28 protein-coding genes, 2 riboswitches and 1 other annotated feature are annotated in these 25,353 nt (G+C 39.4%); of the genes, 21 read left to right on the plus strand and 7 right to left on the minus strand.

Annotation, left to right across the window (positions count from 1 at the left end; genetic code table 11):
• Position 1 precedes the first annotated feature (1 nt).
• From ACQKEZ_RS12185 to ACQKEZ_RS12210, 6 genes are all read left to right on the plus strand, one after another.
• Complete coding sequence (locus tag ACQKEZ_RS12185) at positions 2-994, plus strand: ABC transporter ATP-binding protein (protein WP_427301105.1); 993 nt, start codon at positions 2-4, stop codon at positions 992-994.
• Between the two features lie 18 nt (positions 995-1,012).
• Complete coding sequence (locus ACQKEZ_RS12190) at positions 1,013-2,629, plus strand: peptide ABC transporter substrate-binding protein (RefSeq protein ID WP_427301106.1); 1,617 nt, start codon at positions 1,013-1,015, stop codon at positions 2,627-2,629.
• Positions 2,630-2,746: 117 nt separating this feature from the next.
• Positions 2,747-3,688, plus strand: a complete 942-nt coding sequence (locus tag ACQKEZ_RS12195; protein ID WP_427301107.1) for a S66 peptidase family protein — start codon at positions 2,747-2,749, stop codon at positions 3,686-3,688.
• Complete coding sequence (locus tag ACQKEZ_RS12200; RefSeq protein ID WP_427301109.1) at positions 3,685-4,770, plus strand: dipeptide epimerase; 1,086 nt, start codon at positions 3,685-3,687, stop codon at positions 4,768-4,770. The genes ACQKEZ_RS12195 and ACQKEZ_RS12200 overlap by 4 nt, the downstream gene beginning before the upstream one ends.
• Positions 4,767-5,660, plus strand: a complete 894-nt coding sequence (locus ACQKEZ_RS12205) for an NlpC/P60 family protein (protein WP_427301111.1) — start codon at positions 4,767-4,769, stop codon at positions 5,658-5,660. Before ACQKEZ_RS12200 ends, ACQKEZ_RS12205 begins: the two co-directional genes overlap by 4 nt.
• A 14-nt stretch (positions 5,661-5,674) precedes the next feature.
• Positions 5,675-6,679, plus strand: coding sequence for an ABC transporter ATP-binding protein (locus ACQKEZ_RS12210; RefSeq protein WP_427301113.1), 1,005 nt, complete (start codon positions 5,675-5,677; stop codon positions 6,677-6,679).
• A 99-nt stretch (positions 6,680-6,778) separates the two neighbouring features.
• Here ACQKEZ_RS12210 and ACQKEZ_RS12215 read toward each other — a convergent pair whose 3' ends face one another.
• Entirely contained in the window at positions 6,779-7,639 is an 861-nt protein-coding gene (locus tag ACQKEZ_RS12215; RefSeq protein WP_427301114.1) for a dimethylarginine dimethylaminohydrolase family protein, read from the minus strand.
• A gap of 181 nt (positions 7,640-7,820) precedes the next feature.
• Here ACQKEZ_RS12215 and ACQKEZ_RS12220 point away from each other — a divergent pair, with 181 nt between their 5' ends.
• From ACQKEZ_RS12220 to ACQKEZ_RS12255, 8 genes are all read left to right on the plus strand, one after another.
• On the plus strand, positions 7,821-8,348 hold the full coding sequence (locus ACQKEZ_RS12220) for an acyl-CoA thioesterase (RefSeq protein WP_427301115.1): 528 nt from the start codon (positions 7,821-7,823) through the stop codon (positions 8,346-8,348).
• A 116-nt stretch (positions 8,349-8,464) separates the two neighbouring features.
• Positions 8,465-8,788, plus strand: coding sequence for a PadR family transcriptional regulator (locus tag ACQKEZ_RS12225; protein ID WP_427301926.1), 324 nt, complete (start codon positions 8,465-8,467; stop codon positions 8,786-8,788).
• Positions 8,789-8,793: 5 nt separating this feature from the next.
• Positions 8,794-9,540 (plus strand): HAAS domain-containing protein, encoded by a 747-nt coding sequence (locus ACQKEZ_RS12230; RefSeq protein ID WP_427301117.1) that lies wholly within the window; start codon positions 8,794-8,796, stop codon positions 9,538-9,540.
• A gap of 22 nt (positions 9,541-9,562) precedes the next feature.
• On the plus strand, positions 9,563-9,895 hold the full coding sequence (locus ACQKEZ_RS12235; RefSeq protein WP_427301119.1) for a DCC1-like thiol-disulfide oxidoreductase family protein: 333 nt from the start codon (positions 9,563-9,565) through the stop codon (positions 9,893-9,895).
• 145 nt (positions 9,896-10,040) lie between these two features.
• Positions 10,041-10,529: a small multi-drug export protein gene (locus ACQKEZ_RS12240; protein WP_427301121.1), complete on the plus strand. Its 489-nt coding sequence runs from the start codon at positions 10,041-10,043 to the stop codon at positions 10,527-10,529.
• 28 nt (positions 10,530-10,557) lie between these two features.
• On the plus strand, positions 10,558-11,076 hold the full coding sequence (locus tag ACQKEZ_RS12245; RefSeq protein ID WP_427301928.1) for a GNAT family N-acetyltransferase: 519 nt from the start codon (positions 10,558-10,560) through the stop codon (positions 11,074-11,076).
• A gap of 430 nt (positions 11,077-11,506) precedes the next feature.
• Positions 11,507-11,612: riboswitch (guanidine-I (ykkC/yxkD leader) on the plus strand.
• A gap of 68 nt (positions 11,613-11,680) precedes the next feature.
• A complete protein-coding gene (locus tag ACQKEZ_RS12250; protein WP_427301123.1) occupies positions 11,681-12,010 on the plus strand; it encodes a DMT family transporter in 330 nt (109 codons plus the stop codon).
• Positions 12,007-12,321, plus strand: a complete 315-nt coding sequence (locus tag ACQKEZ_RS12255; protein WP_427301125.1) for a DMT family transporter — start codon at positions 12,007-12,009, stop codon at positions 12,319-12,321. The genes ACQKEZ_RS12250 and ACQKEZ_RS12255 overlap by 4 nt, the downstream gene beginning before the upstream one ends.
• A gap of 118 nt (positions 12,322-12,439) precedes the next feature.
• Here the strand turns inward: ACQKEZ_RS12255 and ACQKEZ_RS12260 are convergent, their stop codons facing one another.
• Positions 12,440-13,489 carry an alpha/beta fold hydrolase gene (locus ACQKEZ_RS12260; protein WP_427301127.1) on the minus strand — a complete coding sequence of 350 codons (1,050 nt, stop codon included), beginning with the start codon at positions 13,487-13,489 and terminating at the stop codon, positions 12,440-12,442.
• A 257-nt stretch (positions 13,490-13,746) separates the two neighbouring features.
• Positions 13,747-13,938, minus strand: a complete 192-nt coding sequence (locus tag ACQKEZ_RS12265; protein WP_427301930.1) for a hypothetical protein — start codon at positions 13,936-13,938, stop codon at positions 13,747-13,749.
• A gap of 162 nt (positions 13,939-14,100) precedes the next feature.
• On the opposite strand from ACQKEZ_RS12265, the gene purU reads away from it, so the two are divergent.
• The 6 genes from purU (at position 14,101) to ACQKEZ_RS12295 (ending at position 19,757) form a co-directional block, all read left to right on the plus strand.
• Positions 14,101-15,003 carry a formyltetrahydrofolate deformylase gene (gene purU, locus ACQKEZ_RS12270; RefSeq protein ID WP_427301129.1) on the plus strand — a complete coding sequence of 301 codons (903 nt, stop codon included), beginning with the start codon at positions 14,101-14,103 and terminating at the stop codon, positions 15,001-15,003.
• Between the two features lie 43 nt (positions 15,004-15,046).
• Positions 15,047-15,266, plus strand: a binding site (T-box leader).
• Positions 15,267-15,320: 54 nt separating this feature from the next.
• Positions 15,321-16,436, plus strand: a complete 1,116-nt coding sequence (proB, locus tag ACQKEZ_RS12275) for a glutamate 5-kinase (protein ID WP_427301131.1) — start codon at positions 15,321-15,323, stop codon at positions 16,434-16,436.
• A complete protein-coding gene (locus ACQKEZ_RS12280; protein WP_427301133.1) occupies positions 16,433-17,683 on the plus strand; it encodes a glutamate-5-semialdehyde dehydrogenase in 1,251 nt (416 codons plus the stop codon). Before proB ends, ACQKEZ_RS12280 begins: the two co-directional genes overlap by 4 nt.
• Positions 17,684-17,807: 124 nt before the next feature.
• Positions 17,808-18,944, plus strand: a complete 1,137-nt coding sequence (locus ACQKEZ_RS12285) for a tetratricopeptide repeat protein (protein ID WP_427301135.1) — start codon at positions 17,808-17,810, stop codon at positions 18,942-18,944.
• A complete protein-coding gene (locus ACQKEZ_RS12290; RefSeq protein ID WP_427301137.1) occupies positions 18,934-19,065 on the plus strand; it encodes a phosphatase in 132 nt (43 codons plus the stop codon). The genes ACQKEZ_RS12285 and ACQKEZ_RS12290 overlap by 11 nt, the downstream gene beginning before the upstream one ends.
• Before the next feature lie 263 nt (positions 19,066-19,328).
• Positions 19,329-19,757, plus strand: a complete 429-nt coding sequence (locus ACQKEZ_RS12295) for an organic hydroperoxide resistance protein (RefSeq protein WP_427301139.1) — start codon at positions 19,329-19,331, stop codon at positions 19,755-19,757.
• A 37-nt stretch (positions 19,758-19,794) separates the two neighbouring features.
• Here the strand turns inward: ACQKEZ_RS12295 and ACQKEZ_RS12300 are convergent, their stop codons facing one another.
• Positions 19,795-20,232 carry a MarR family winged helix-turn-helix transcriptional regulator gene (locus ACQKEZ_RS12300; RefSeq protein WP_427301141.1) on the minus strand — a complete coding sequence of 146 codons (438 nt, stop codon included), beginning with the start codon at positions 20,230-20,232 and terminating at the stop codon, positions 19,795-19,797.
• Positions 20,233-20,400: 168 nt separating this feature from the next.
• Here ACQKEZ_RS12300 and ACQKEZ_RS12305 point away from each other — a divergent pair, with 168 nt between their 5' ends.
• The gene (locus ACQKEZ_RS12305; RefSeq protein ID WP_427301143.1) at positions 20,401-20,817 is read left to right on the plus strand and encodes an organic hydroperoxide resistance protein; all 417 of its coding nucleotides are present in this window, start codon (positions 20,401-20,403) and stop codon (positions 20,815-20,817) included.
• A gap of 41 nt (positions 20,818-20,858) precedes the next feature.
• Here ACQKEZ_RS12305 and ACQKEZ_RS12310 read toward each other — a convergent pair whose 3' ends face one another.
• From ACQKEZ_RS12310 to ACQKEZ_RS12320, 3 genes are all read right to left on the minus strand, one after another.
• Positions 20,859-21,329, minus strand: coding sequence for a nucleoside deaminase (locus ACQKEZ_RS12310; RefSeq protein WP_427301145.1), 471 nt, complete (start codon positions 21,327-21,329; stop codon positions 20,859-20,861).
• Between the two features lie 142 nt (positions 21,330-21,471).
• Positions 21,472-23,760 (minus strand): 5-methyltetrahydropteroyltriglutamate--homocysteine S-methyltransferase, encoded by a 2,289-nt coding sequence (gene metE / locus ACQKEZ_RS12315; RefSeq protein ID WP_427301147.1) that lies wholly within the window; start codon positions 23,758-23,760, stop codon positions 21,472-21,474.
• A 152-nt stretch (positions 23,761-23,912) separates the two neighbouring features.
• Positions 23,913-24,100, minus strand: a riboswitch (cobalamin riboswitch).
• Positions 24,101-24,209: 109 nt separating this feature from the next.
• Complete coding sequence (locus ACQKEZ_RS12320) at positions 24,210-25,169, minus strand: S8 family peptidase (protein ID WP_427301149.1); 960 nt, start codon at positions 25,167-25,169, stop codon at positions 24,210-24,212.
• Positions 25,170-25,353 lie beyond the last annotated feature (184 nt).

Raw genomic sequence — 25,353 nt, forward strand, 5'->3', positions numbered from 1 at the left:
AATGAAGAAAGTTCTTCAAGTCTTAGATTTAACCGTATCCTTTCGTACATATGGAGGGTCTGTACAAGCCGTGCGTGGTGTGAGTTTTGATGTGTATGAAAAAGAGACGCTTGCCATTGTAGGCGAGTCTGGCTGCGGAAAAAGTGTGACATCCCAGAGTATCATGCGCCTATTGCCAAACTACTCTGCGACAATCGATAAAGGAGAAATATGGTTTGAGGAAAGAAACTTACTGACTCTGTCAGAAAAGCAAATGAGGTCTATTCGAGGTGTTGATATCTCTATGATATTTCAAGACCCGATGACAGCATTAAATCCTACTCTTACGATTGGTGACCAGTTAATGGAGGCAGCTAGGCAGCATAAGCGGATGACGAAAAAAGAAGTGGAACAAGCTGCTGTACATATGCTTAACTTAGTCGGTATTCCTCACCCGAAGGAGCGATTAAAGCAGTATCCGCATCAATTCAGTGGTGGAATGCGACAAAGGCTGATGATTGCCATGGCTTTGATATGTGAGCCGAAGGTATTGATTGCAGATGAGCCGACAACAGCACTTGATGTCACCATCCAAGCACAGATTCTCGAGCTATTTAAAGAGATTCAGGAAAAAACAGGTGTCACGATCATTTTAATTACGCACGACTTAGGCGTCGTTGCGCAAGTGGCGGATAGAGTTGCGGTGATGTATGGAGGGAAAATGGCTGAGATTGGGACAAGGCAAGACATTTTCTACAGACCACAGCATCCTTATACAAAGGGGCTTTTACAATCTGTGCCAAGACTTGATATGAAAGATGAGCTTATGCCAATTGAGGGAAGTCCTCCAGATTTATTTTCTCCACCTAAAGGGTGTCCCTATACAGACAGGTGTCCATATGCCATGAATGTCTGCGATCGAATCATGCCTCATGTGACCGAGCGCTCCGCCACACATCTTGTCCATTGTTGGCTTCAAGATGAACGGGCAAATCAAGTCGTCTTTTCATCATAAACAAAGGGGGATTTTATCATGTTGAAAAAAGGTTGGTTATTTGGTGTATTACTAATGTTAGTGTTTCTATTATTTGGCTGTACAGCAAATGAACAGACGGGTAAAGGTTCTTCAAGTAGTTCTGCAAAAGAAAAGGTACTGCGGTTAAATAATGAAAGTGAACCAACATCGTTTGACCCACCCATTGGATTTAATAATGTATCTTGGCAAGGATTAAACAATCTGATGGAGGGGTTAACAAGGCTTAATGACAAGCATGAGCCTTCGGGTGCTATGGCAGAGAAGTGGGATATCTCTGATGATGGGAAAACCTATACATTTCATTTAAGAGACGGGATCAAGTGGTCAAATGGTGATCCTGTGCTTGCCAGTGATTTTGAATATGCTTGGAAACGTCTCCTGAATCCAAAAACAGGATCATCAGCCTCCTTTTTGGCTTATATGATTGAAGGTGGAGAGGATTACAATAGCGGCAAAGGGAAGGAAGCGGATGTTGCAGTCAAAGCGGTCAATGATCAAACACTGGAAGTTCAATTGGTAGCACCGCAAAAATCCTTTTTAAATATTGTAGCAAACCCTGCCTTTTTCCCAGTCAACCAAAAGGTCGTTGAAAAAGATCCGAACTGGGCAAAAAATGCAAAAACGTTTGTTGGGAATGGGCCATTTAAGCTAACGGAGTGGAAGCATGATGAGAGCTTTACGATGGAGAAAAGCGATACGTATTGGGATAGGAAAAATGTCAAGCTCGACAAGGTCACATGGGCGATGGTCAGTGACAGAAACACGGACTATCAAATGTTCCAATCTGGAGAATTGGATACAGCGTTTGTTCCTGCTGAGCTAAGTGAAGAACTGCTCAAAAAAGAGGACGTTCAAGTAGAGGATCAAGCTGGCTTGTTCTTTTACCGGTTAAATGTCAATATGGAGCCTTTTCAAAATCAAAACATTCGCAAAGCATTTCAAATGGCAATTAATCAGCAAGACATCGTCGATTATGTTACCAAAAATGGTGAAAAGCCCGCAAAAGCTTTTGTCTCACCAGGCATTTTTGATTCAAGCGGCAAGGACTTTAGAGAAGAAGGGGGCGACCTCGTTTCGTATGCGCCAGATGAAGCAGCCAAGCTGTTAGAAAAAGGACTAAAGGAAGAAAACTATTCAAAGCTGCCACCCGTCACATTAACATACAGTACAAAGCCTGAAAATAAGAAAAAAGCAGAGGCAATTCAGCAAAAACTAAAAGAAACACTTGGTGTTGATGTAAAGCTAGCGAACATGGAAGCGAATGTGTTTGCCGAAGATCAAAAGGCGCTCAAGTTCCAATTCTCGCAAAGTTCGTTTTTAGCAGATTATGCGGACCCAATCAACTTCCTAGAGAGCTTCCAAACAGGCAATGCGATGAACAGAACAGGATGGTCAAACAAATCGTATGATCAGATGATCAAAAAGGCAAGTCAAGAAGCAGATGAACAGAAACGAAATGACATTTTACATGAAGCTGAACAATTGCTGATGGATGAAGCGCCTATCATCCCAATTCATTTTTATAACCAAGTTCACATGCAAAAAGAAGGCGTGAAAGGTATCGTTCGTCATCCAGTTGGCTATATCGAATTGAAATGGGCAGAAGTCAAATAAGACGAAAAGTCATGGAGCGGACGCTTTTGAAGGAAGCGTCTGTTCATTTATTCGTTCATGTTATGTCTAGGATTCCCATAGATTGAAAGAAACAAAACAGAAAAGGAAGGGATCGACATGAACCATAAGCCAGCGGCACTTCAAAAAGGAGACACGGTAGGGGTGATTGCACCAGCGAGCCCGCCTGATGAAGAGAAGTTAGCAAGAGGCGTTGATTTCATTGAAAGTCTAGGATTAAAGGTGAAAAAGGGGAAATATGTAGACAGTCGCTATGGATATTTAGCAGGGCGAGATCATGAAAGATTAGAAGATTTGCATACGATGTTCCAAGATCATGAAGTGAAAGCCATCCTTTGTGCCTGTGGAGGATATGGGACAGGGCGGCTTGCTGAAAAAATAAATTATGACATCATTCGTCAGCACCCTAAAATTTTTTGGGGATATAGTGATATTACATTTTTACATACAGCCATTCATCAACAAACGGGACTGATCACCTTTCATGGGCCAATGCTCTCATCAGATGTTGGAAAAAAAGATGTTCACTCAATTACGAAGGAAACATTTTTACAGCTTTTTTCACCTGATTCCTTCACATATACAGAGCAACTATCAGAGCTAACAACTGTTCATGATGGAACTGCATCTGGTGAAATCATTGGAGGTAATCTTGCTCTGATTGTCACCACACTTGGCACGCCTTTTGAAATTGATACGAAGGGGAAATTACTACTGATTGAAGACATTGATGAAGAGCCATATAAAATCGACCGAATGTTGCAGCATCTAAAATCGTCTGGGAAGCTTCAGGATGCTGCTGGGTTTATGATAGGTGATTTTCATCAATGTGAGCCTAAAAAAAGAGAGCACTCATTGACGCTTGAACAATTGTGGGAATCCTACATCCTTTCAGAGAAAAAACCGGCGCTTAGTGGCTTTCAAATAGGTCATTCTTCTCCAAACATCGGCATCCCGATTGGAACGAATGCAGTCCTTGATGCAACGGGAAAACAACTGCATATTTCACCTGGGGTGACAGCGAAAGAGGCGATAAAATGAAAATCATAGATGTTCACACTTTCCGTACGTCGGTTCCATTAAAGAAGCCATTTAAAACAGCACTACGTACCGTGTATGAAGCAGAATCGGTGATCGTAGTCTTGCAATATGATCAAGGTGAGAAAAGCTATGGGGAGGCAGTACCAACGACTGTCATTACGGGCGAAACATTAGAGAGCATCGAACAAGCGGTCAATGGTGTGCTAAAACCAGTTCTTTTAGGTGCCGATCTCTCGCAGTATGAACAGCTTTTTATGCATATGGAACGTGTGCTTGTTGGCAATACAAGTGCGAAAGCAGCAGTTGATATGGCGATATATGATGGATTAGCGAAGCAAGCGAGGCTTCCACTTTATCAATTTCTTGGCGGGTATCGAGCTCAACTTGAGACAGATTTTACGGTAAGTGTGAACCGTCCACTGGAAATGGCAGAAGATGCAAAGCAATATGTATCAGAAGGTTTTCGTATATTGAAAATCAAAGTAGGAAAAGATGTTGAAACGGATATCAACCGAATCAAAAGAATAAGAGAAAAAATTGGCTCTGACATTAAGATTAGGCTGGATGCGAACCAAGGTTGGTCTTCGAAGGAAGCAATCTATGCCATTCGCAAAATGGAAGCAGAGGGTCTTGATATTGAGCTAGTCGAACAGCCTGTACCTAAGGAAGATATTGAAGGGTTAAAGCGGGTAACGGATGCAACAGACACGCTTATCATGGCGGATGAAAGTGTTTTTCGAGCAAACGATGCGATCAAGGTACTTCAATCAAGAAGCTGTGATTTAATCAATATTAAATTAATGAAATCAGGAGGGATGAAAGAAGCGCTGAGAATCAATAGCCTTGCAGAAGCGTTTGGGATACAGTGCATGGTCGGCAGTATGATTGAAACAAAGCTCGGAATCTCAGCGGCAGCTCACTTTGCGGCAAGTCAGCCCAACATCACTCGTTATGATTTTGATGCTCCGCTCATGTTAACAGAGGATTTGATAGATGGCGGAATTATTTATAACGGCAAAGACATCACCTTTTCTCCTCAAAACGGCTTAGGGATAAATCGTGTGAAAGGAGTTCGTGTATGATCTATGAAACCATTGTGCCTGTGGCAAATATCTGGACACTAGAGACATCACCAAGAAAACTGGATCACAATATCCTTGGCAAAGACTTTGATCTTCAAAAATGGATAGACTTGCAAACCTATGAACAAAAATTAGCATTATGTGAACAAAACCTTGTTCAAACACAAGTGTTATTAGGAGAGCGAGTGATCGTATTAGAAGAAAAAAACGACTGGATGAAAGTGGTTCTTCCAGAGCAACCGAGCCGAAAAAATGACAGAGGCTACCCAGGGTATATTCCATCCAGTCAATTGAAGCGTTATCAAGCGACTGGCAGGAAAAAGAGAGTCATTGTTTCAAAGCGAACGACAACACTGTTCAAAAATGGTGTAGCAGATGTAGAGATTAGTTTTTTAACAAAACTTGCTCTGATAAAAGAGGAAACAGATTTGCTCATTGTAGACACACCGATTGGACAAAGAGAGATCAAAAAAGAAGGTGTCATCTATGAATCTACATTATCCGCTTCTGCTTGTGGTATGAAAGTAGTGAATACAGGGATGCAATTTCTTGGCCTTGCCTATTTGTGGGGAGGAATGAGTGGTTTCGGATATGATTGTTCAGGTTTTGCATACAACATGTACAAAGCATGTGGACACCTTTTGCCAAGGGATGCAAGTGATCAAGCACAAGTAGGGAAAAACATTCTCTTTCAAGAGATGGAGCCAGGAGATTTAATGTTTTTTGCTGATCAAAAGGGACAAGGAGCCGTTCGTCATGTTGGGATTTATGCAGGCGAGGGGATGATGCTACATTCACCAAAAACGGGGAAAGAGATTGAACTTATTTCATTTGCCGGTACATCCTATGAAGAAGAATTCACAGGAGCCCGCCGCTACTTACATGCATAAAGGGGGAACTTTTCATGTCACATGATCCGCTTTTAGAGGTAAAAGGACTAAAAAAGTATTTTCATGTTTCCAAAGGAAAGACGTTAAAAGCACTTGACGGCATTTCATTTCAGCTAAAACAAGGAGAAACGTTTGGTCTTGTAGGTGAATCTGGATGCGGAAAATCGACACTTGGCAGAGTATTGATGAGGCTTTATGATCCAACGGAGGGACAGGTCAATTACCGCGGATCAAATATTCATCAATTATTAAAGGAAGAAGAGTTCATATTGAACAGGCAGATTCAAATGGTTTTTCAAGATCCTTATTCTTCGTTAAATCCCCGGCTGTCAGTAAGAGATATTATTCTTGAGCCAATGGAGATTCATCGAATGCATGGCAGTCATGAAAAAAGAATTCAGCGCGTCAAGGAATTACTGGAAGCTGTTGGACTGAGCAATGATTTTGCAAGTAGGTATCCGCATGAATTTAGCGGGGGACAAAGGCAACGAATTGGGATTGCACGTGCGCTGGCATTAGAGCCAGAATTCATCGTCGCTGATGAGCCGATTTCAGCTCTTGATGTATCTGTTCAAGCCCAAGTCGTCAATCTGATGAAGAGATTACAGAAGGAAGAAGGATTGACATTTTTGTTTATTGCCCATGATTTATCTATGGTCAAGCATATTAGTGATAGAATTGGTGTGATGTATCTTGGGCATATGGTCGAAATGACAAGTAGTGATACCTTATATGAAAAGCCGCTTCATCCATACACGCAAGCACTATTATCAGCTATACCTATACCTGATCCAGATATAGAAGATAAACGAAAACGTTTTATTTTAAAAGGAGAGATTCCAAGTCCAATTGATCCTCCAAGCGGCTGTGTGTTTCGGACAAGGTGTCCAGCAGCTATGGAGATTTGTGCACATAAAAGGCCAGAGCTACAAGTAGTGGAAGAAGGGCATGAAGTCGCATGTCATCTTTATGAGCTTCGGCTACAAGATCAAGAAGGTCAACAATTGTTGCACAATTAAATGGTGATCGGAAAATCCTCGATTCAAATGAAAAAAGCCGTTGGAATAAGGGTAACCCATTACAACGGCATCTACCTGCTTTTAGAAGCAGGTTCTTTTTTATGTGCGGCTAATAGGCATCGTACAACACCTAAAAGAGCCGCCTGATTTAATGATTTCCGAGAAATCAACTTCAATGACATTGTACCCTCTTTTTGAGAGTGCTTTATTTACTTTCTTATTTATAGGTAGAGTAAAAATGTTCTTCTGACCAATGGATAGAACATTGGTACCAAGTGTAAATTGTTCCTGTTCTGTGACCTCAATTAAATTGTACTGCTGGCTTAGCATGTGTAGATCTTCTTTTAAGAATGCTGGTGAATAAATGAGTGCCTCGTCTCCTGAGATAATATTAAATACACAATCAAGATGTAGTATAGATGGATTTAGCAGAAGAGGAATCATTTCATATTGCGGGAGTGCTTGTTTCAGCTGGATCAAAGCGGCACGACTCGTTCTACTGCTAATACCAACATACACCCGATGTTGATCAATTAGAACATCTCCGCCTTCAATAGAGGTGTCTTTCAGCTCAGTGTAGCCCCATCCTTTACTTTTGATCCATTCCTTCAATAGCTGTTCTTCCCCTTGGCGAATAGAGGCGGCCATGTTTGAAATAAAGACGGTACGCCCAATCGTAAATCCAATATCTCTTGTAAAGACTTGTTCTGGAAAGTGTTCAATTGATGGAAGTAAAATAGGCTGAACCTTGTGGTCTATTAATGCTTGAACAAACTGTGTATGTTGGGCAATTGCTTTGATTTGTGAAATGTTATCCTTTGCAAAATGCTTTTGTGTTTCATTAATGATATGTTTAATTTCCATATGAAGTGGGCTGCATAAGATGACGTCATGCAGTTTGCCAAATTCACTCATACATAATGGGGCGAAGTGCTGTTCAGATGATCTAATAGAATCCATATAAGGACCTCCCTCGGGTGATCAATGATTATATTATTCCTCCTTCTAGTAAAAGTTGAAACATTTTAGTGAGAAAATCTCTCAAATCAGACTAAAGCGAAAAATTTAGACAAACCTAAAAGAATAGTGTTTAATAAAAGACGTTCTGCATCATAGAAAACAGCTAGAAGGAGCTATTACCATGGGCGAAAATGAAAATAACTTTAAATACTGCAAAGAATCGAAGGTCGTGAAAACGAGCAGGGTATTTCCACTGGATATAAACAATCACCAAACGCTATTTGGCGGGAAATTAATGAGCTATATAGATGACATTGCCTCGATTTCTGCAGCAAGACATAGCCGAAGTGAAACTGTTACCGCATCAATGGATTCAGTCGACTTTTTGGAGCCTATCGGTCAAAAAGAGTCCGTTTGTTTAGAATCTTATGTGACATGGGTGGGGACTTCATCAATGGAAGTATTCGTCAAAGTTATTAAAGAAAATTTAATGTCAGGGGAACGCAGACTAGCAGCTACTTCATTTTTAACGTTTGTTTCACTAGATGAAAACGGAAAACCTAAACGTGTCCCTCAAGTAGTCCCTGAAACCGAAGAAGAAATCATGCTTCATCACACAGCGAAGCATCGGGCTGAAGAAAGAAAAAGCCGTAGAGAACATAGTAAAGCGCTTGCTGATGCACTTGGCACAGATAAGCCATGGGCATAAAATCACCGAATATGCGGTGATTTTTTTTGTGTCACTATATTGCATAACAAGTTAGTGAATGATAAGATGACAGTATCTTGCATGACAAGATACTGGAGGTGGAGGGAAAAACGATGATACCATCTACACAGATGTTAAAAGGTATTTTAGAAGGATGTTTGCTCTCGATTATTTCAGAAGGGCAGATTTATGGATACGAAATGACAAAGAAACTAGATACCTACGGTTTTGAACAAATCAGCGAGGGGAGCATTTATCCTATTCTTTTAAGAATGCAGAAGGATCAGCTTGTCCAAACAGAAATGAAAGTATCTGTGAGCGGACCAAAACGAAAGTACTACACGCTTACCCCCAAAGGAGAACAAGCACTCACTGAATTTACCGAACGCTGGATAACATTATCAACAAATGTACAAAATCTATTGACCAAAAGGAAGTGATCTGTGTGTTATCGAGAGAAACAAAAGATATCCTCATAGATTTAAACGGATATTTACTTGCAAAAGGAAAAGATGAAAAAGAAGTAAATGAATTGCTGGATGAATTAGCAACACACGCCGTAGAGGCAGAAAAAGAAGGGAAGTTAGGAAAAGATATTTTTGGTGAGGATCCGAAAGCATTTGCTGATGAACTTGCCAGTGAGTTAGCTGGCAATCGAAGAGAAACATTCCAATTAGTCAGTACCTTTTTGCTCGGTTCGCTTTTTTATATCATTTTAGCAGATGCAATCAATCAAAGCTTAGCATATTCTTGGTATGCACTCATTGGTTATCCGTTGATCCTACTAGTAAATTTGATCACAACTGTTGTTATGTTTAGAGCTACCGCATTTCAATCAAAGGCCAATTCGTTACTTTATTGTTGTCTCATCGGTACTTTTCAGTTTACGGCAATTTTTACTGTCAGCTTATTGAATAACAAACTAGGTATACCTGTCCTTATTTTAACGCCTGATCAAAGGTGGGCAGCAATCATCCTCATGTTTTTATTCATTGTTGTGATAAATACGATCATGAAGGCTCATTTTATCTCATTGTTACCTATCATCTTTTTTGGTCCACAATTACTTTTAGAATGGTTTGGTTGGACAACTCCTGTTGTTCTGCTTAGTCAAAATGTCATTTCTTGTTTAATCATTGTGCTTTTCATGTTTTTTAAAACGCGACAATCAAACAAAGAGAAAGCCTCATAAGCCAAAAGTTGAGCCGCTTTGTATGTTTCGGCATATCGTATTTTATGATGCCAAGTGTCTTTTATATAAAAGGGTGAAGAAAATCGTAGGTCATCTTGATTGGATGAATCGAATTGAGTGGTATCCAGTTCAAGAAATCCATCAATCCCTTTATAGCAGAGTGCTCGACTATCGTGATGTTGATGAGCAAATACATATGTTCACAACACAAACTGAGTTGCTTTCCGGCTTTCAAACGATTAGAAAGATTTTAACGATACTTCCTGTGAAAAAACCTCTAGGTTATTTGTTTTACTTGCCGTTTATCGAATCAATTGTTCAGCCTGTCTATTCTTATCTATCAAAGCATCGCTAAGAATGGTTCGGTCGGTTGTCTGAAACGGTATAACTGCACATCATGTCAATGATGTGTTTTTTTCTTTTTTCTAAAAAATGTGGAAAAAGGAAAGAAAGGTTCATTACAATGGTAAGAGGTCATAAAGAAAAAGGGGATTAACGTGATGGATATGCTATGGGGATATGTACTTGTTTTTGTGTTAGCGGCGCTGCCGTTATTTGAAGTGATTGGAGTGGTGCCACTTGCGATTATTAGTGGACTACATCCAGTGACATCAGCCATTATAGGTTTTCTCGGTAACTTTCTTACAATCATTTTGCTTATTGTACTGGTTGATCGAATCAAAGCGTGGCGTCAGAAACGAAGACAGCAAATGGATGATAGTGGGGAGAATAAGAAGCAAGAAAGAGCGAAAAAAATATGGGGGAAATATGGGCTTCCAGGACTTGCTCTTATCGGTCCTTTTATCATTGGCAGCCACTTAGCGGCACTCATGTGTATGGGCTTCGGGACAAAAAAGAAACTTGTGGCAAGCTGGATGACTGTCAGCCTGATCATGTGGACAGCTCTCGCTGCTGGATTAACGAGTGCCGGCTTTCAATATTTTGCGCCAGATTCAAACGGTTTGTTCGGTGATTTCTTTAAGAATTAAATGGAAGAAAGAAGGGCTTAAGGTGAACATGAGACAGAGACGGAACGTACTTGAAACAGATCGGCTTAAGCTAAGAACAATGGATGAGGGTGATAAAGAATTTTTATTCTCGATGTTTCAAAATGAAGAGGTGATGAAGTATTATCCTTCGTTAAAAGATGAAGAACAGACCGAGGAATGGATCAAGTGGAATCAAAAAAATGATCAGAGGTTCGATACATCTCTTTGGATCATAGAAGATAAACGTACAGGTGAAGCATTAGGGCAAAGTGGCATCATCTTACAAAAAGTTGAAGAGAAAACGGAACTTGAAATTGGCTACATGTTGAAAAGAGATGCATGGGGACGAGGTTATGCATTCGAAGCGGCCAAAGGCTGTATATCATACGGTTTTGAATACATGAAAGTAAGACGATTGATTAGTCTGATCAATCCAGCAAATGAACGTTCTATTCAGGTGGCGGCAAAGCTTGGAATGAAAAAAGAAAAGACGATTTCTAAATGGAATCAAACAATAGATGTATATAGCATCAATTCATTATGTTGATCAATAAAAGAGCGGTCTGCTTCCATAAGTAAACCGTTTTTCTATATTTTCATGTCGTTTTTTCTAGGTTCAATAAATATTGTTGTCGTTCAACTCCTCTTGCATTTGGGACGGCGTTCCATCTGTTTAGATTTTGAGAAATATAAAGTGATTTGTTGCTCTCGTTTTTTGCTAATGTTCGTTGCTCGAACAAGTATTTTCATGTATATTAAATAACTGTTTTCTGATGTTTTGTTCAACTCGAGACAAAATCCAGGTCACTAGAGTGGTATTATGGTACAATTTTTTTGTAACGGAATTGTTCTATTGAAAATTGGGGATACGAAATATTTTTTGTAATGAAAAAGATAGATATAAGTAAAAGCTCTTGTTAGCATAAAAGTGCCCCAAAATATACAAAGAACAGGTCTTAAAATAAACTAAAATAACATAAATGGTTTTCTAGGGTTCCGTACATGTGCCGCTATGTAGTCTGGTCCGAGAGGAAACACATGTGGTCTTCCATATGTACACGGAGGGATAAAAGCCCGGGAGATTTGATCTATTGATCGATTTCCAGGCTTTTTTGTTTGCCTAGAACCAACAAAGAGAGGAAAGATGATAAATGAAATGGGGAATTGTTCTAATGGCGGCCGTCTTTGAAATTGGTTGGGTGATGGGGCTAAAATATGCAAACTCTTACACAGAGTGGGGAGCCACGATTGTTTGTATCGTCGTAAGTTTTTATTTGCTTATTAGAGCGACAAGTCTGCTTCCGGTCGGATCTGCCTATGCCGTATTTACTGGGCTTGGAACAGCTGGGACTGTCATTGTTGGCATGCTACTTGGAGAACCACTGCATCTATCGAAAATTGTGCTAATTGCACTTTTATTATGTGGTGTACTTGGATTAAAACTCACAACAGGTGACGAGAAAGGAGCGACTGAATCGTGATTTGGCTATTACTAATAGGTGCTGGTATTTTAGAGATGCTGTGCGTGACCATGATGAATCAATTTCAAAAAGATCATCAAATAAAATGGATTGTCTTGATTACCATCGGTTTTTCGCTCTCCTTTTTCATGCTGTCCATTTCAATGAACACACTTCCAATGGGAACTGCTTATGCTATATGGACAGGAATTGGCGCGGCAGGTGGAGCTTTGATTGGCATGCTATTTTACGAAGAGTCGAAGGATGCAAAACGTATTTTCTTCATTGCACTCATCCTATCTGCGGCTGTTGGTCTAAAATTTATGGAATAAAAAAGGCTGGCGCTTTTGCCAGCCTTTCAGCGTGTAGACAAACCCCACATTCGTTGTCACGACTGCACACTGGTGCTCACGAATTTAACATTCGCGTCCGTTAACTGAATAGCCCATCTTATTTACTTTCATTAATAAATGTATCAGACATCCATTCATTAAATTTTTCTTTCTCTTCAAATTGCGGATAATGAGCTGACTTCTCGAAAGTAATAAAGTGCTTATCTTCAGCTGCAATCGTATCGAAATATTTTTTTGCTGTAAAAGATGAAGTCATAAAATCGTATTTACCCATAACAAAATATAAAGGAATGTCAAGATTTGATACAATTTCTGGCAATGGATTTTCTAGTATATGATTTACCAGCTTCTCTTGCGAGTATCCCATCCCATAGTTATAGCGAATGACATCTAACAAATTATACTCGTTGCTAAATAGAGTCCCTATGATATCACCATCGGGGTTATCGATGCTTCTAGTAGATCCGCCGTATTTCATCACGTATTCCCTCGGGGTAACTATATCACCGTTTCCAACCTGTTCAGTTAATCCTTTTAAATAGTCTATATCCTCAGTATTACCTGCCTTTTCAGCTTGGATAATGCAGTAATTTAAACTTTCTTTCTCACTTTCTATTGTATCGCTCATCTGTCCAATCCCCACATACGCCTCATACTTCTCAGGGGATTTATTAGCCGCTTGCATGCCAATGTATGTACCTGATGAATGAGCCATAAGAATAACCTTTTCTTTCCCAAGACGTTCGGATATATAGTCTGTCAACGCCAATAAGTCATCGACCAATAAATTCGTTGATAGATTAGAATATTCTTCAAAAAAGTGATATGACTTCCCACTAGCTCTTTGATCGTAATTAACAACCGTAAAATTGGATTCCAATAAATCTTGGTATTTAGCAGCGTACGGTGTTTCCGGAGATCCTGGCCCTCCATGTACAACAATTATGATAGGGTTATTTCTATTAGCTCCGCGTATCATAATTTCATGATTAGTACCATTGATCTTTACTTGTTCTAATGTACTAATACTATTATCACCTTTTATATTAGATGTCCATGTGGGAAATAAGAGTGCTATTGCAAGTAATGCTAAAACAACGAGGACTATGTAAAAAATGTATTTTATTGTTTTCTTTTTATGCTTCATATAATTTTTTATCCCTGCATTTTTTCATTAGATGGCACGTTTGCCGAACACTTTGTGAAAAATCATCTCAAGTATCTTTTGTATCTTAATAAATCTATCAAATGAATAAAAATGATTTTCGCCTAATTGTTCATGATCTCCTTCAAGATAACTGTTGACGTAACGTTTTCTGAAGTATTGTTTTGCTTCTTGTACGGTCTTACATTTCGTCACATCTTTTTCTCTAAAATTATCTAACTCACTATTTTTAAAATTGGTCATGGTTTCTTTGAACAGTCCGAAAAATGATTGGGATCGTTTTCATTTTTGCGGTATAGCTGACAGGCAAGTAGGAAGCACACCCCTATAGTGAGCAGCGGAATGAGTCGTTCTCCAATGATAAACAAATAGGTGCCAATGACAAGAAAAACGATCCCAAGCCAAAAGGTTAGTTTTCCAAACCAAGTCATGTTCTTCACTCGAATCACTCCCTTGTAAGGTGTATCTGTATTATATCATCAAAAGAGTGATACTTAATGAAGCACCAAGAAAAATAGACTTCCAATTGCTTTTTCTCTTTTACATCAAGTATAATGACTCATTAGAATGAATTCGAAAAAGAGGTAATATGAATGAGAACATTTATTACAGAAAAACTCGAATTACACCGTCAAAAAAATGAGCAAAAAGCAAGGTTACTTGTGAGCTGTCCCGATCAACCGGGAATTGTTGCTGCGGTATCCTCATGTCTTTTTGAGAGTGGCGCAAACATTATTGAATCGAGCCAATATACAACAGACCCTGAAGGTGGGCGCTTCTTTTTAAGAATTGAATTTGAATTAACAGATATTTTAACGAATATTGATAAGCTTAAAAGCGATTTTCAACCAATAGCCGACCAATTCAATATGACTTGGAGTATGGCTAGAGCGAGTGAATTGAAGAAGCTAGCGATTTTTGTTTCAAAGGAGCTTCACTGCTTGTATGAGCTCATTTGGGAATGGCAAAGTGGCAATCTCATGGCAGAAATAGCTGTTGTTGTTAGTAACCATGAAACGGCAAAGGAAACGGTAGAAGCACTTGGTATTCCATTCCAATATGTCAAAGCAAACAAAGATATCAGACAAGAAGCTGAAGAAAAACAGCTAGCCCTTTTAAAAAAATATGATGTTGATGTGATTGTATTGGCACGTTACATGCAGATTCTAACGCCGACATTCATCGCCCAACATCCACACAAAATCATTAATATCCATCATTCCTTTTTGCCAGCGTTTATTGGCGCCAATCCATACAAACGAGCTTATGAGCGTGGCGTAAAATTAATTGGTGCGACATCACACTATGTCACAAATGATCTTGATGAAGGCCCAATCATTGAACAAGACATCGAGCGTGTGGATCACAGAGATGATGCAGAAGCATTAAAAAATATAGGTCGTACGATTGAACGAAGTGTGCTTGCAAGAGCAGTGAAATGGCATTTAGAGGATCGAATCATCGTCCATGAAAATAAAACGATTGTGTTCAATTGATGGCTTGACAATATGAAGCTGATTGGTCATAATATAAAAAAATTAGTGAGCGTTGAAGAGGAATAGTAAGCAGGAACTGTTGCGTATAGAGAGCGAATGAAAAGCTGAAACATTCGTCGCAAATAGCTGCTGAACCTACCTCGGAGTCTTAGAGGGAAAATCTAAGCGCAATCCTGGCGTTACAGGACTTGAGTGGAATAAGCAGATTGGTTTGTGCTTATTCAATGAAGGTGGTACCACGGAAATCCCTTTTCGTCCTTTACATAAGGAGGAGAAGGGATTTTTTTATGGTGAAAGGCATAGTGGAGGGAATAAACATGAAAAAACAAAGGATCGTCATCAAAATTGGAAGCAGCTCACTAACCGAGCTAAAAGGCGCAATTGATGAACAAAAAATGTTCGATCATGTTAGAGCGATTGCAAAGTTGAAAGAGGCTGGACATGAGATCATTTTAATTTCATCTGGTGCTGTTGCTGCAGGCTTTGGCAGTCTTGGTTACCCATCAAGACCGGTTACTTTAAAGGGGAAACAAGCAGCTGCAGCTGTAGGACAAGGGTTATTGATGCAAAAATATACGGAGCTGTTTTCACAATTTGACATGATACCTGCACAAATGCTTTTAACGAGAAACGACTTTTCTGATCGCACAAGATATCGAAATGCGTATGCAACAATGATGGAATTACTAGAAAGACGAATTCTGCCGATCATTAATGAAAACGATTCAGTATCTGTTGAAGAGCTGACTTTTGGCGATAATGACATGCTTTCAGCGTTAGTCAGCGGCTTAATTCATGCAGACCAATTGATTATTTTAACGGATATTAACGGAATCTATGATGCAAATCCAAACGATCATCCAGATGCCAAACGATTTGATACATTAACACATATTACAGATGAACTATTCTCCTATGCAGAAAGCACTGGCTCTAAAGTGGGAACAGGCGGAATGAAATCAAAGCTCTCCGCCGCACAGACTGCACTTTCTCTCGGGGTGAAAGTTTTTATTGGAACAGGAGCTGGAGAAGACAAGCTGACTGATATTCTGGCTGGAACAGGCGATGGCACGTATATTGGTGAAAATGAGCTATCATCAGTGAATAACCGTCGGCAGTGGATTAAATTTCACTCTCCTGTATCTGGAAAGATTATGATTGATGCAGGGGCAGAGGCAGCAATCTTACACAAAGGACGGAGTCTTCTCCCCGCTGGAGTCATTGATGTAGCAGGCAATTTTTCAAAAGGAGAAGTAGTTGAGGTTGTAGGTCCGAATGGCCTAGTCGGCAAAGGACAGACGTTATACACAGCCGATGAGCTTCATCAAGTCAAAGGTATGCGCAGTGACGAGCTCAACATGGAGAAGACTGAAGTCATTCATCGTGATCATTGGGTTCAAAATATGAATGAACATAGGAGGGAAAAGAAATGAATGAAGTTCTTGATAAAGCAAAAAAAGCAAGTGTTGCGAAAGATCAATTGTTGTTAAAGACAACGGAGCAAAAAAATCAAGCACTTCAAGCGATTGCTAAAGCTTTAAAAGAAGAGGCAGCATTTTTAATTGAGGAAAATGCCAAAGACGTTCAACACGCTAAAGAAAAGCAATTCACATCATCTGTTATTGACCGAATTACGTTAACAAAAGACCGAATTGATGCGATTGCAGATGCGACACTTGAACTGGTTCACCTAAATGATCCAATAGGCGAAACGCTTGAAACCATTCAAAAGGACAATGGTCTTTTGATTGAAAAAGTACGTGTGCCACTTGGGACAGTAGGGATGATCTACGAAGCAAGACCAAACGTCACGGTGGATGCGGTGACACTTTGTTTAAAAACAGGGAATGCCGTTATTTTACGGGGGAGCTCATCTGCCATCCATAGTAATAAAGCACTTGTAAAGGTCATTCACCAAGCGCTTGAAACATCAGACCTTCCAAAAGACAGTGTACAATTGATCGAGGATACGGGAAGAGAAACAGCAAAAATACTTTTCACATTAAATGAGTATTTGGATGTGTTAATTCCACGTGGTGGAAAAAGTTTAATTGATCTTGTTGTAAAAGAATCAACAGTTCCAGTATTAGAAACAGGTGCCGGGAACTGTCACATCTTTATTGATGAGACTGCCAAAAAGGATATGGCAGAAACGATTGTGTTAAATGCGAAAACGCAACGCCCATCCGTATGTAATGCAATTGAAAACATTCTGATCCATGAGCAATGGGCAAACAATTATGGTGCTTCCCTATTTCACGCATTAACAGATGCGGGTGTAGAAATTAGAGGGGATGAAGCGGTGTGTGCTCTTGATTCAAATGCGAAAATGGCAACAGAGGCCGATTTTGAAACAGAATTTCTTGCGCCGATTGTCAGTATCAAAATGGTTCAAAACGTGCAGGAAGCGGTCGATCATATTCATCGATTTGGTTCAAAACATTCTGAAGCAATCATTACTGAAACTGATCAGCACGCAACCTTCTTTTTAACAGCTGTGGATGCAGCGGCTGTCTATCATAATGCATCGACTCGTTTTACAGATGGTTTTGAGTTTGGTTATGGTGCTGAAATCGGAATTAGTACACAAAAGCTTCATGTCCGAGGTCCAATGGGTCTTCCAGCTTTAACATCTGAAAAATTTGTCATTCGTGGCAATGGCCAAATACGTGAATCATAATTTCCTAAAAAGAGAGTCTATCATCAGAAGACTCTCTTTTTGTATCGTAATTTTGTATTTCTTACAACATGTATGATAAAATATGGTAATGTTTCATATTTTGAGTAGATTGGAGAAGGCACGCATGGCGAAAATCATCCCCTCTTCCGACATAGGAGTGAAAATCAATCAATGGTATGAACTGATCCGCAGATTTGACTCAGATAAAGCAGAACAGCTCAAACAAGAAATCCGTAGCTCCCTTGATTCAATGGAAGAAGACCAGAACTTGCTTCTCTATTTTTCTTTGATGGAATTTAGACATGAAGTGATGTTGGACTATTTAAAACCATTAAAGGAAGGAAAGCTTCGCGCCAACTTTTCTGAGCTTTCAAAAGAAATAGATGAGCACCAAACGCATGTGACTGGAATGCTCGAATACTATTATCATTTCTTTCGTGGAATGCACGAATTTGGCCGCAGACAATATATCGCAGCCATTTCGTCTTATCAAAAGGCAGAGCATAAGCTGTCATTTGTATCTGATGATATTGAAAGAGCGGAATATCATTTTAAAATGTCAGAAATATATTACCACATGAAACAAACGCATATCTCCATGCATCACGCTAAATTAGCTCTCGATGTATATGTTCAGCATGAACTATATGGATTACGCACCATCCAGTGTGAGTTTATTGTAGCGGGAAATTATGATGATATGCGAAGGCACGAAAAGGCACTACCACATCTTGAACGAGCACTGGCAAGATCAAAAAACTTTGATAATGCCCGCTTTATCGCCTCTTCCTTATTTAATATGGGAAACAGCTATTACAAAATGGGAGACTTAGATCGTGCGCTTGATTTAATGAAAGAATCGATATCATTATTCGATCAAAATAAGTCTGATCATCTTAGGCGCTCCATTGACCCTCTTTATACTGCCGCACAAATCTTATATAAGCGAGGTAAGAATGAAGAAGCCTCAGCTTATCAGCAAGAATGTATGAAAAGAGCCGAAATTCTACAAGATGAAATCAACATGCAAAAGTGTCTGTTCTTAGAGGCGCTTTACGACAGGCAAGATGCTGAACAAATGAAACGCATCTTCCACTTTTTAGAATCAGCCTATTCCTATCCTGATATAGAGGAGCTGGCATTAGATACAGCGAAGTATTATAATGAAATAGAAGATTATGAAAAATCTTCCATGTTCTATCAAGAAGCAGAGCATGCGCGTATCTATATTCAGAGAGGGGATTGTTTATATGAATTTTAAAAAATGGACAGTCGTATGTTTAGCCACTTATGTACTTGCCGCATTTATGTTTACAGCAAGTTTAGCTCCTGACAATAGAAACCATACGTTAGAAAAACCACATCAAATAGAAGCCATTTAAACGCATGGGACCGTAAATAAACTCTGAAGAAGGAGGATTTATTTACGGTCTTTTTTCATGAAAAAGTGATGACAATCACACATTGTCAAAGTCCTTCATAAATGAAAGTATTGAGCTACCGTGAATTTTTAGTTCAAAATGAAACAACCTGTTTAAAAATCGTCAACAGGATTATCCTAAAAAGAGTGTTTAAATTGACAGGAACATATAGATTGTGTACAATTTAATTGTGATAAATATAAATAAGGAAGAGGGTATCATAGATGTCAGATGTATTATTTACTGCAACGGTTTCAGCTGTAGGAGGAAGAGAAGGTAAGGTTGTTTCAGCAGATGGTGTTCTTGAACATGATGTAGCAATGCCAGGTACACCAAGAGCAAAGAAACTCGAAGCGGCGACAAACCCAGAACAATTATTTGCAGCAGGGTATTCTGCCTGTTTTGACTCCGCCCTTCAAATGGTTGCAAGACAAGAACGTATTCGTTTTGATAGTGAAGTCACTGCAAATGTTAGTTTGTTAAAAGATAGTGCAGATGGTGGATTTAAATTAGGTGTGAAATTAGAAGTGAAGGGGACAGGAATTGACCAGTCGTTATTAGAAGAGCTTGTTCATAAAGCGCATGGTGTTTGTCCTTATTCAAAAGCAACGAATGGCAATATTGAAGTAGAGCTTGTCGCAGTAGCTGAATAGCATGCTTAAAAAGCTGAGGGATCATTCCCTCAGCTTTTTATTTTGTGAGATTTTGTAATAGTTGGTGCAAGGTGGATCGTAATTCTTTTAATTCCTCTTCTGATTTTCCAGTTCCAGATAACATTTTAAATGGAATGGATGTTGCTTTTTCTTTGAGCTCGGCACCATATTCAGTTAACTTGACTTGTACTGAACGTTCATCCTCTTTAGACCGCTCTCGACTAATGATTCCGTTTTGTTCCATTCGCTTCAGCATCGGTGTAAGTGTACCTGAATCTAAATAGAGAAGCTCACCTATTTTTTTCACATTTAATGTACCGTGTTCCCAAAGTAAAAGTAATGTTAGGTACTGTGGATACGTTATTTGAAGTTCATCTAACAAAGGCTTATATTGCTTTGTCATTTCCCTTGAGCTTGCATAAAGTAAGAAGCAAAGCTGATTCTCAAGCTTCATATGTTCAAATTCATTTGTCATCTAAGTCACCAACTATATTTTGTCATACTTAACATTGTATAAGATTTTCTCTATTTTTAAAATAAATACATCATGAAAAAGAAAAATCTTTCTTCGATGTGCTAGAAATGTTTGAAATCTCTATCAAAAGTGAAAGAAATACATATAGCATGCAAGGAGGGAATTTACATGAAACCAATATTTACCGCAAAAGTAACGGCAAAAGGTGGCAGAGCAGGCCATGTAAAATCAGCAGATGGTGTCATTGATTATGACATTGTCATGCCAAACGTAAAAAAAGAGGAAGAAACAGGAACAAACCCAGAACAATTATTTGCGGCCGGATATGCATCTTGTTTTGGTGGAGCACTTGAACATGTTGCAAAAAAACAAGGAATTGAAATGAATTCAGAAGTAGAAGGACATGTTAGTCTTTTAAAAGACGAGAGTGATGGTGGATTTAAAATAGGGGTAAAACTCATTGTTTCTGCTCAAGGACTCGATCATCAACAAGCAAAAGAGCTCGTCGACGCGGCACATGAGTTCTGTCCATATTCAAAAGCAACAAGAGGGAATATTGATGTAGAACTTGACGTAACAACCTGATGAAAAAGACACCTGTCCCAAAATACAGGTGTCTTCTAAACTTAATATTCTTTTTTTTCTTCGTATGCATCCCATGCTTCAAAAGGAGCGAGGGGTTTTTTTAGTGTAAGCTGATAAAACGGTATATTTCTTCTTTCGTATTCTTTATTGATTTCCTCATATATAAATGAATCGTCAAAGCCAGAAGTAGCAGCATCCTCATGTCCGGCTGCAAAATACACGGCTTTGGGTCTTGCCCAATAGATTGCACCAAGACACATTGGGCATGGTTCGCAGCTCGTATATAAAATACAGCCCTCTAATTGATATGTACCTAGTAGCTGACACGCATTTCGAATAGCGGTTACCTCAGCATGTGCTGTCGGATCGTTGCTTGTTGTGACATTATTTTTCCCCTCTGCAATGATGCTACCGTCTTTAACAATGACTGCACCAAAAGGACCACCAGTACCATTGTTTACACCATCTACGGCAAGATCAATTGCACGCTGTAAAAAAGCTTCGTGATTCATCGTTATCCTCCCTTTGTTCGACTGACTTCTCTAGTATATACGAATCATGATAGAAAATAAATTACATATGTATAAATTCGAACAGGAGAAAATGCTGATATAAGAAAAAAACCCTGCGATGAAAGCAGGGGAGGGAAATTAATTATGCATGTTGTGATCGTTTTTTACGTGCTACTTGAGTAGCTGTGACCATGTTTTTCAATGCTGCCACTGTTTCAGGCTCTTGTCTTGTTTTCAGACCACAGTCTGGGTTTACCCAGAAACGATCGGTAGGACATACCTTCAATGCATCATCGATAATTTCGCTCATCTCATCAACAGACGGTACACGTGGGCTGTGGATGTCATAAACGCCAAGTCCAAGACCTTTAAGATATGGATGTTTTTCAAGATAATCAAGGAACTCGCCGTGGCTTCGTGAATGTTCAATTGTAATGACATCTGCATCAAGATCCTCGATCGTATCCACAATATCTTCAAAGTTACTGTAACACATATGTGTATGAATTTGCGTTTCGTTTTGAACAGAAGATGTAGATAGTCGGAATGATTCAGCTGCCCAGTTCAAATATTCACTCCAATCGCTTTCTTTTAGAGGTAACCCTTCTCTTAAAGCAGGCTCATCCACTTGAATGACTTGAATGCCGGCTTCTTCTAGCGCTTCTACCTCTTTGCGAAGTGCGAATGCAATTTGGAAGGCGATCTCTTTACGAGAAATATCTGTTCTTGGGAATGACCAGTTTAAGATCGTAACTGGACCAGTGAGCATTCCTTTCACTTTTTTCTCAGTTAAGCTTTGCGCATATACTGTTTCTTTTACAGTCATTGCGCCAGTAAATTCAACATCTCCATAAATGATTGGTGGCTTTACGCAACGAGAGCCGTAAGATTGAACCCAAGCATATTTTGTAAAGGCAAAGCCCGCAAGTTTCTCACCAAAGTATTCTACCATGTCTGTACGTTCAAACTCGCCATGCACAAGAACGTCTAAGCCAATTTCTTCTTGGATATCAATCCATCTTTTCGTTTCTTCTTCTATAAATGCATCATATTGACTGTCTGTCCACTCGTTTTTACGCCATTTTTGACGGGCGCTACGTACTTCAGAAGACTGCGGGAAACTTCCGATGGTTGTTGTAGGAAGTAACGGCAGCTTCAATGAATCATTTTGAATTTTTAGACGCTCTTCAAATGGAACAGGACGTTTAAAGTCTTTAGAAGATAGGCTGTTACGCTCTGCTGTTAAATCTGCGTTTGTACCTTTAGCAAATTCTTTTAATGTGCTAAGCGCATCAGCCGCTTGATTGATTTCTGCTTCAATGGCTGCTTTGCCGTTTGCTAAGCCTTCTTTTAGAAACGTTAGTTCAGAAAGCTTTTCACCTGCGTATGATAGGCCATTTAACAATTTGTCTTCTAACTGTTCATTTGGATGTTTTGCAACAGGGACATGAAGAAGACTGCTCGATGGTTGTACCCAAACCTCTTCAAGCTGCAATTCACTGATTAGTTCTGAAACAAAATCAAGGCGTTCCCCAAGGTCAGCTCTCCAAATGTTACGTCCGTCTATAATACCAGCAGCCAAAATTTTATCTTTCGGGAAGCCGTGTTTTTTCACTTGTTCGAGATTGCGTCCTTTATCATGTACAAAATCAAGACCAATGGCTTCGACTGGATACGAGATAAGTTCTTCATAAGCGTCAACAGAATCAAAATAAGTTTGTAGCAAAATGTTTAAGTTAGGGACAGCTTGCTTAATGGTTTTGTAGATATTCTTAACCGCTATTACTTCTTCACTTGAAGCTGTGACAAGCGATGGTTCATCGATTTGAACCCACTTTACGCCAGCTTCATCAAGTTCTTTTAGCAATTGTGTATATAGAGGGATTAAACGTTCCTGAATGTCTTTCACTTCACTTGCTTCATAGCCTTTAGACAGTGAAACGAATGTGAATAGGCCAAGAACGACAGGCTTTGTTTCTACACCGAACGCTTTTTTCACTTTTTGATAGGCTTCAAGTGGTTTGTTGTGTGTCAGACGGAATTCTGTGCTCTTTTCATATTCAGGTACGATGTAATGATAGTTCGTGTTAAACCATTTTGTCATTTCGCTAGAGACAGCGTCTTTAGTTCCTCTTGCCATCGCAAAATATGTATCTAGCGGATCGTTGAGGCTATGGAAACGTTCTGGAATCCAATTGAACATGGCAGCTGTATCCAGTACGTGATCGTAGAATGTGAAGTCAGCAACAGGGACAACATCAATCTTTTGATCAATCTGTGTTTTGACTGCTGTTAAAAATTGTTCGTCAAGTGTGCTTAAAAGAGTTTCGCGATCAGTCTGACCTTTCCAATAAGCTTCAAGCGCCTTTTTCCATTCTCTGTTTAAACCAATTCTCGGAAAACCTAAATTACTTGTTTTAACAATTGTCAATTCCAATTCCTCCTCTAAAAATAAAAAAGACATCTGCTCTCGTGTTGAATATTGATGAGGGCAAATGTCTGGTTTAAAAAGACAAAATGTGTGTGCGAAATGAAGCGTAAGGCTTGCTAACGCTTTTCCGACATTCCCTATCAACCGTAGGTGTTTAATGTGTTAGAGTGGCTGGTATCCTGGCTTGTGGATCGTTGAGTTCTTCGTCCTTCCCATCAAAAGACAGTGGACATGCTGAAAAACTCTCCTCATATACAGTGGCGGGACCGCGTCGGATTTTCACCGATCTTCCCAATTAAAATTCGACTCAGTCGAATTACCGACTCTCAAACTATGAATTTATTGTGTTCGATTATATAACGTCCACTTCATTTCGTCAAAGTAAATTTTGAATTATTTTAATTAAAATAATCCTGAGAAAATTCTATCTTCTCAGGACCGTTCACAAGCTAGATCGATAAAAGATCTGCTTCTTCTGTTTTTTCTAAAAGCACATCTGGTGCTGTTAAATATAAGAATCCATTACCAACCAACGTTTTTGCTTGTTTGAGTGGAAGTGTTCTTCTGACAAGCTGGGCATATACTTCTGGTTCAGTTAGTTTTCTTTGGAAAGCATCTTCTTCGGCATTTTTAATGATCGCTAAAGCACCACTAACGTGAGGTGCAGCCATTGATGTTCCAGTTAATCTGCCGTATTTGTTATTAGGGAGTGTGGATAAAATGTCTTCTCCTGGGGCAACAAGATCGATTTCTTTATTGGCATTGGAGAATTTAGAGGATTCTCTTGCAAGTGAGACGGAGCCAACTGCAATGACTTCATTATAGGCAGCAGGATAGGAGAACTCTTCTGTACGCTCATCGCCATCTCCTTCGTTACCAGCAGCACATACGACGAGCACACCGCTTTTTACCGCTTCTTGAATGGCCTTTTCCAGTGCAGGCTCATTGCTTGGACCACCGAGAGACATTGAAATAATATCTACTTTTTGTTCAACTGCATAGTTGATGCCATCAATGATCCATTCGTACTTTCCGCTGCCGTTTTCACCACCAAGCACTTTCACAATCAACAACTTTGCTTCGGGTGCTACGCCTAAAATACCTCCATTTTGATCAGTAGCGGCAATGGTACCGGCAACATGAGTTCCGTGGCCATTATAATCTTTGAAAACATCGTCATCCCCGTTGTCATCATCGGTAAAATTTTTACCACCGATAATTTGATCTTTCAAATCGGGATGTTGAGCGTCACAACCTGTATCAAGGACAGCGATAGTGATGCCTTTTCCTTTGAATCCATTTGACCAAAGTTCGGGTGCCTTAATCTCCTGAATACTTTTAGGCGTTTCTTTCGCTTCCATCACATTGGCTTTTACTTCGTACGGGATTAAGCGAATTTCACCTTTCATAAGAAAGCCCTCCTTATTTTGTTTTCAAAGTAGATTCAGGTTGCTAAATATTATTGTATAAAAAAACCTTTTGAACAGAAAGGGTAAATTGTAATAATTTTTCAAATAATCAAACTATTATTAATTATGCAGTTTTTCTCAGCAGGTGACGAAAGTGGTCATAATTTGAGGAAAACTCTTGATA

The sequence above is a fragment of the Bacillus sp. NPDC077027 genome (assembly GCF_050269555.1).
Classification (GTDB): Bacteria; Bacillota; Bacilli; order Bacillales; family Bacillaceae; genus Bacillus.

What these genes read in the sequence shown, in the direction of transcription:
- ACQKEZ_RS12185 (WP_427301105.1), top strand. Translation starts at nt 2, where the DNA reads ATGAAGAAAGTTCTTCAAGTCTTAGATTTAACCGTATCCTTTCGTACA.
- ACQKEZ_RS12190 (WP_427301106.1), top strand. Translation starts at nt 1,013, where the DNA reads ATGTTGAAAAAAGGTTGGTTATTTGGTGTATTACTAATGTTAGTGTTT.
- ACQKEZ_RS12195 (WP_427301107.1), top strand. Translation starts at nt 2,747, where the DNA reads ATGAACCATAAGCCAGCGGCACTTCAAAAAGGAGACACGGTAGGGGTG.
- ACQKEZ_RS12200 (WP_427301109.1), top strand. Translation starts at nt 3,685, where the DNA reads ATGAAAATCATAGATGTTCACACTTTCCGTACGTCGGTTCCATTAAAG.
- ACQKEZ_RS12205 (WP_427301111.1), top strand. Translation starts at nt 4,767, where the DNA reads ATGATCTATGAAACCATTGTGCCTGTGGCAAATATCTGGACACTAGAG.
- ACQKEZ_RS12210 (WP_427301113.1), top strand. Translation starts at nt 5,675, where the DNA reads ATGTCACATGATCCGCTTTTAGAGGTAAAAGGACTAAAAAAGTATTTT.
- ACQKEZ_RS12215 (WP_427301114.1), bottom strand. Translation starts at nt 7,639, where the DNA reads ATGGATTCTATTAGATCATCTGAACAGCACTTCGCCCCATTATGTATG.
- ACQKEZ_RS12220 (WP_427301115.1), top strand. Translation starts at nt 7,821, where the DNA reads ATGGGCGAAAATGAAAATAACTTTAAATACTGCAAAGAATCGAAGGTC.
- ACQKEZ_RS12235 (WP_427301119.1), top strand. Translation starts at nt 9,563, where the DNA reads ATGTTTCGGCATATCGTATTTTATGATGCCAAGTGTCTTTTATATAAA.
- ACQKEZ_RS12240 (WP_427301121.1), top strand. Translation starts at nt 10,041, where the DNA reads ATGGATATGCTATGGGGATATGTACTTGTTTTTGTGTTAGCGGCGCTG.
- ACQKEZ_RS12245 (WP_427301928.1), top strand. Translation starts at nt 10,558, where the DNA reads ATGAGACAGAGACGGAACGTACTTGAAACAGATCGGCTTAAGCTAAGA.
- ACQKEZ_RS12250 (WP_427301123.1), top strand. Translation starts at nt 11,681, where the DNA reads ATGAAATGGGGAATTGTTCTAATGGCGGCCGTCTTTGAAATTGGTTGG.
- ACQKEZ_RS12260 (WP_427301127.1), bottom strand. Translation starts at nt 13,489, where the DNA reads ATGAAGCATAAAAAGAAAACAATAAAATACATTTTTTACATAGTCCTC.
- ACQKEZ_RS12265 (WP_427301930.1), bottom strand. Translation starts at nt 13,938, where the DNA reads ATGACTTGGTTTGGAAAACTAACCTTTTGGCTTGGGATCGTTTTTCTT.
- purU (WP_427301129.1), top strand. Translation starts at nt 14,101, where the DNA reads ATGAGAACATTTATTACAGAAAAACTCGAATTACACCGTCAAAAAAAT.
- proB (WP_427301131.1), top strand. Translation starts at nt 15,321, where the DNA reads ATGAAAAAACAAAGGATCGTCATCAAAATTGGAAGCAGCTCACTAACC.
- ACQKEZ_RS12280 (WP_427301133.1), top strand. Translation starts at nt 16,433, where the DNA reads ATGAATGAAGTTCTTGATAAAGCAAAAAAAGCAAGTGTTGCGAAAGAT.
- ACQKEZ_RS12285 (WP_427301135.1), top strand. Translation starts at nt 17,808, where the DNA reads ATGGCGAAAATCATCCCCTCTTCCGACATAGGAGTGAAAATCAATCAA.
- ACQKEZ_RS12290 (WP_427301137.1), top strand. Translation starts at nt 18,934, where the DNA reads ATGAATTTTAAAAAATGGACAGTCGTATGTTTAGCCACTTATGTACTT.
- ACQKEZ_RS12295 (WP_427301139.1), top strand. Translation starts at nt 19,329, where the DNA reads ATGTCAGATGTATTATTTACTGCAACGGTTTCAGCTGTAGGAGGAAGA.
- ACQKEZ_RS12300 (WP_427301141.1), bottom strand. Translation starts at nt 20,232, where the DNA reads ATGACAAATGAATTTGAACATATGAAGCTTGAGAATCAGCTTTGCTTC.
- ACQKEZ_RS12305 (WP_427301143.1), top strand. Translation starts at nt 20,401, where the DNA reads ATGAAACCAATATTTACCGCAAAAGTAACGGCAAAAGGTGGCAGAGCA.
- ACQKEZ_RS12310 (WP_427301145.1), bottom strand. Translation starts at nt 21,329, where the DNA reads ATGAATCACGAAGCTTTTTTACAGCGTGCAATTGATCTTGCCGTAGAT.
- ACQKEZ_RS12320 (WP_427301149.1), bottom strand. Translation starts at nt 25,169, where the DNA reads ATGAAAGGTGAAATTCGCTTAATCCCGTACGAAGTAAAAGCCAATGTG.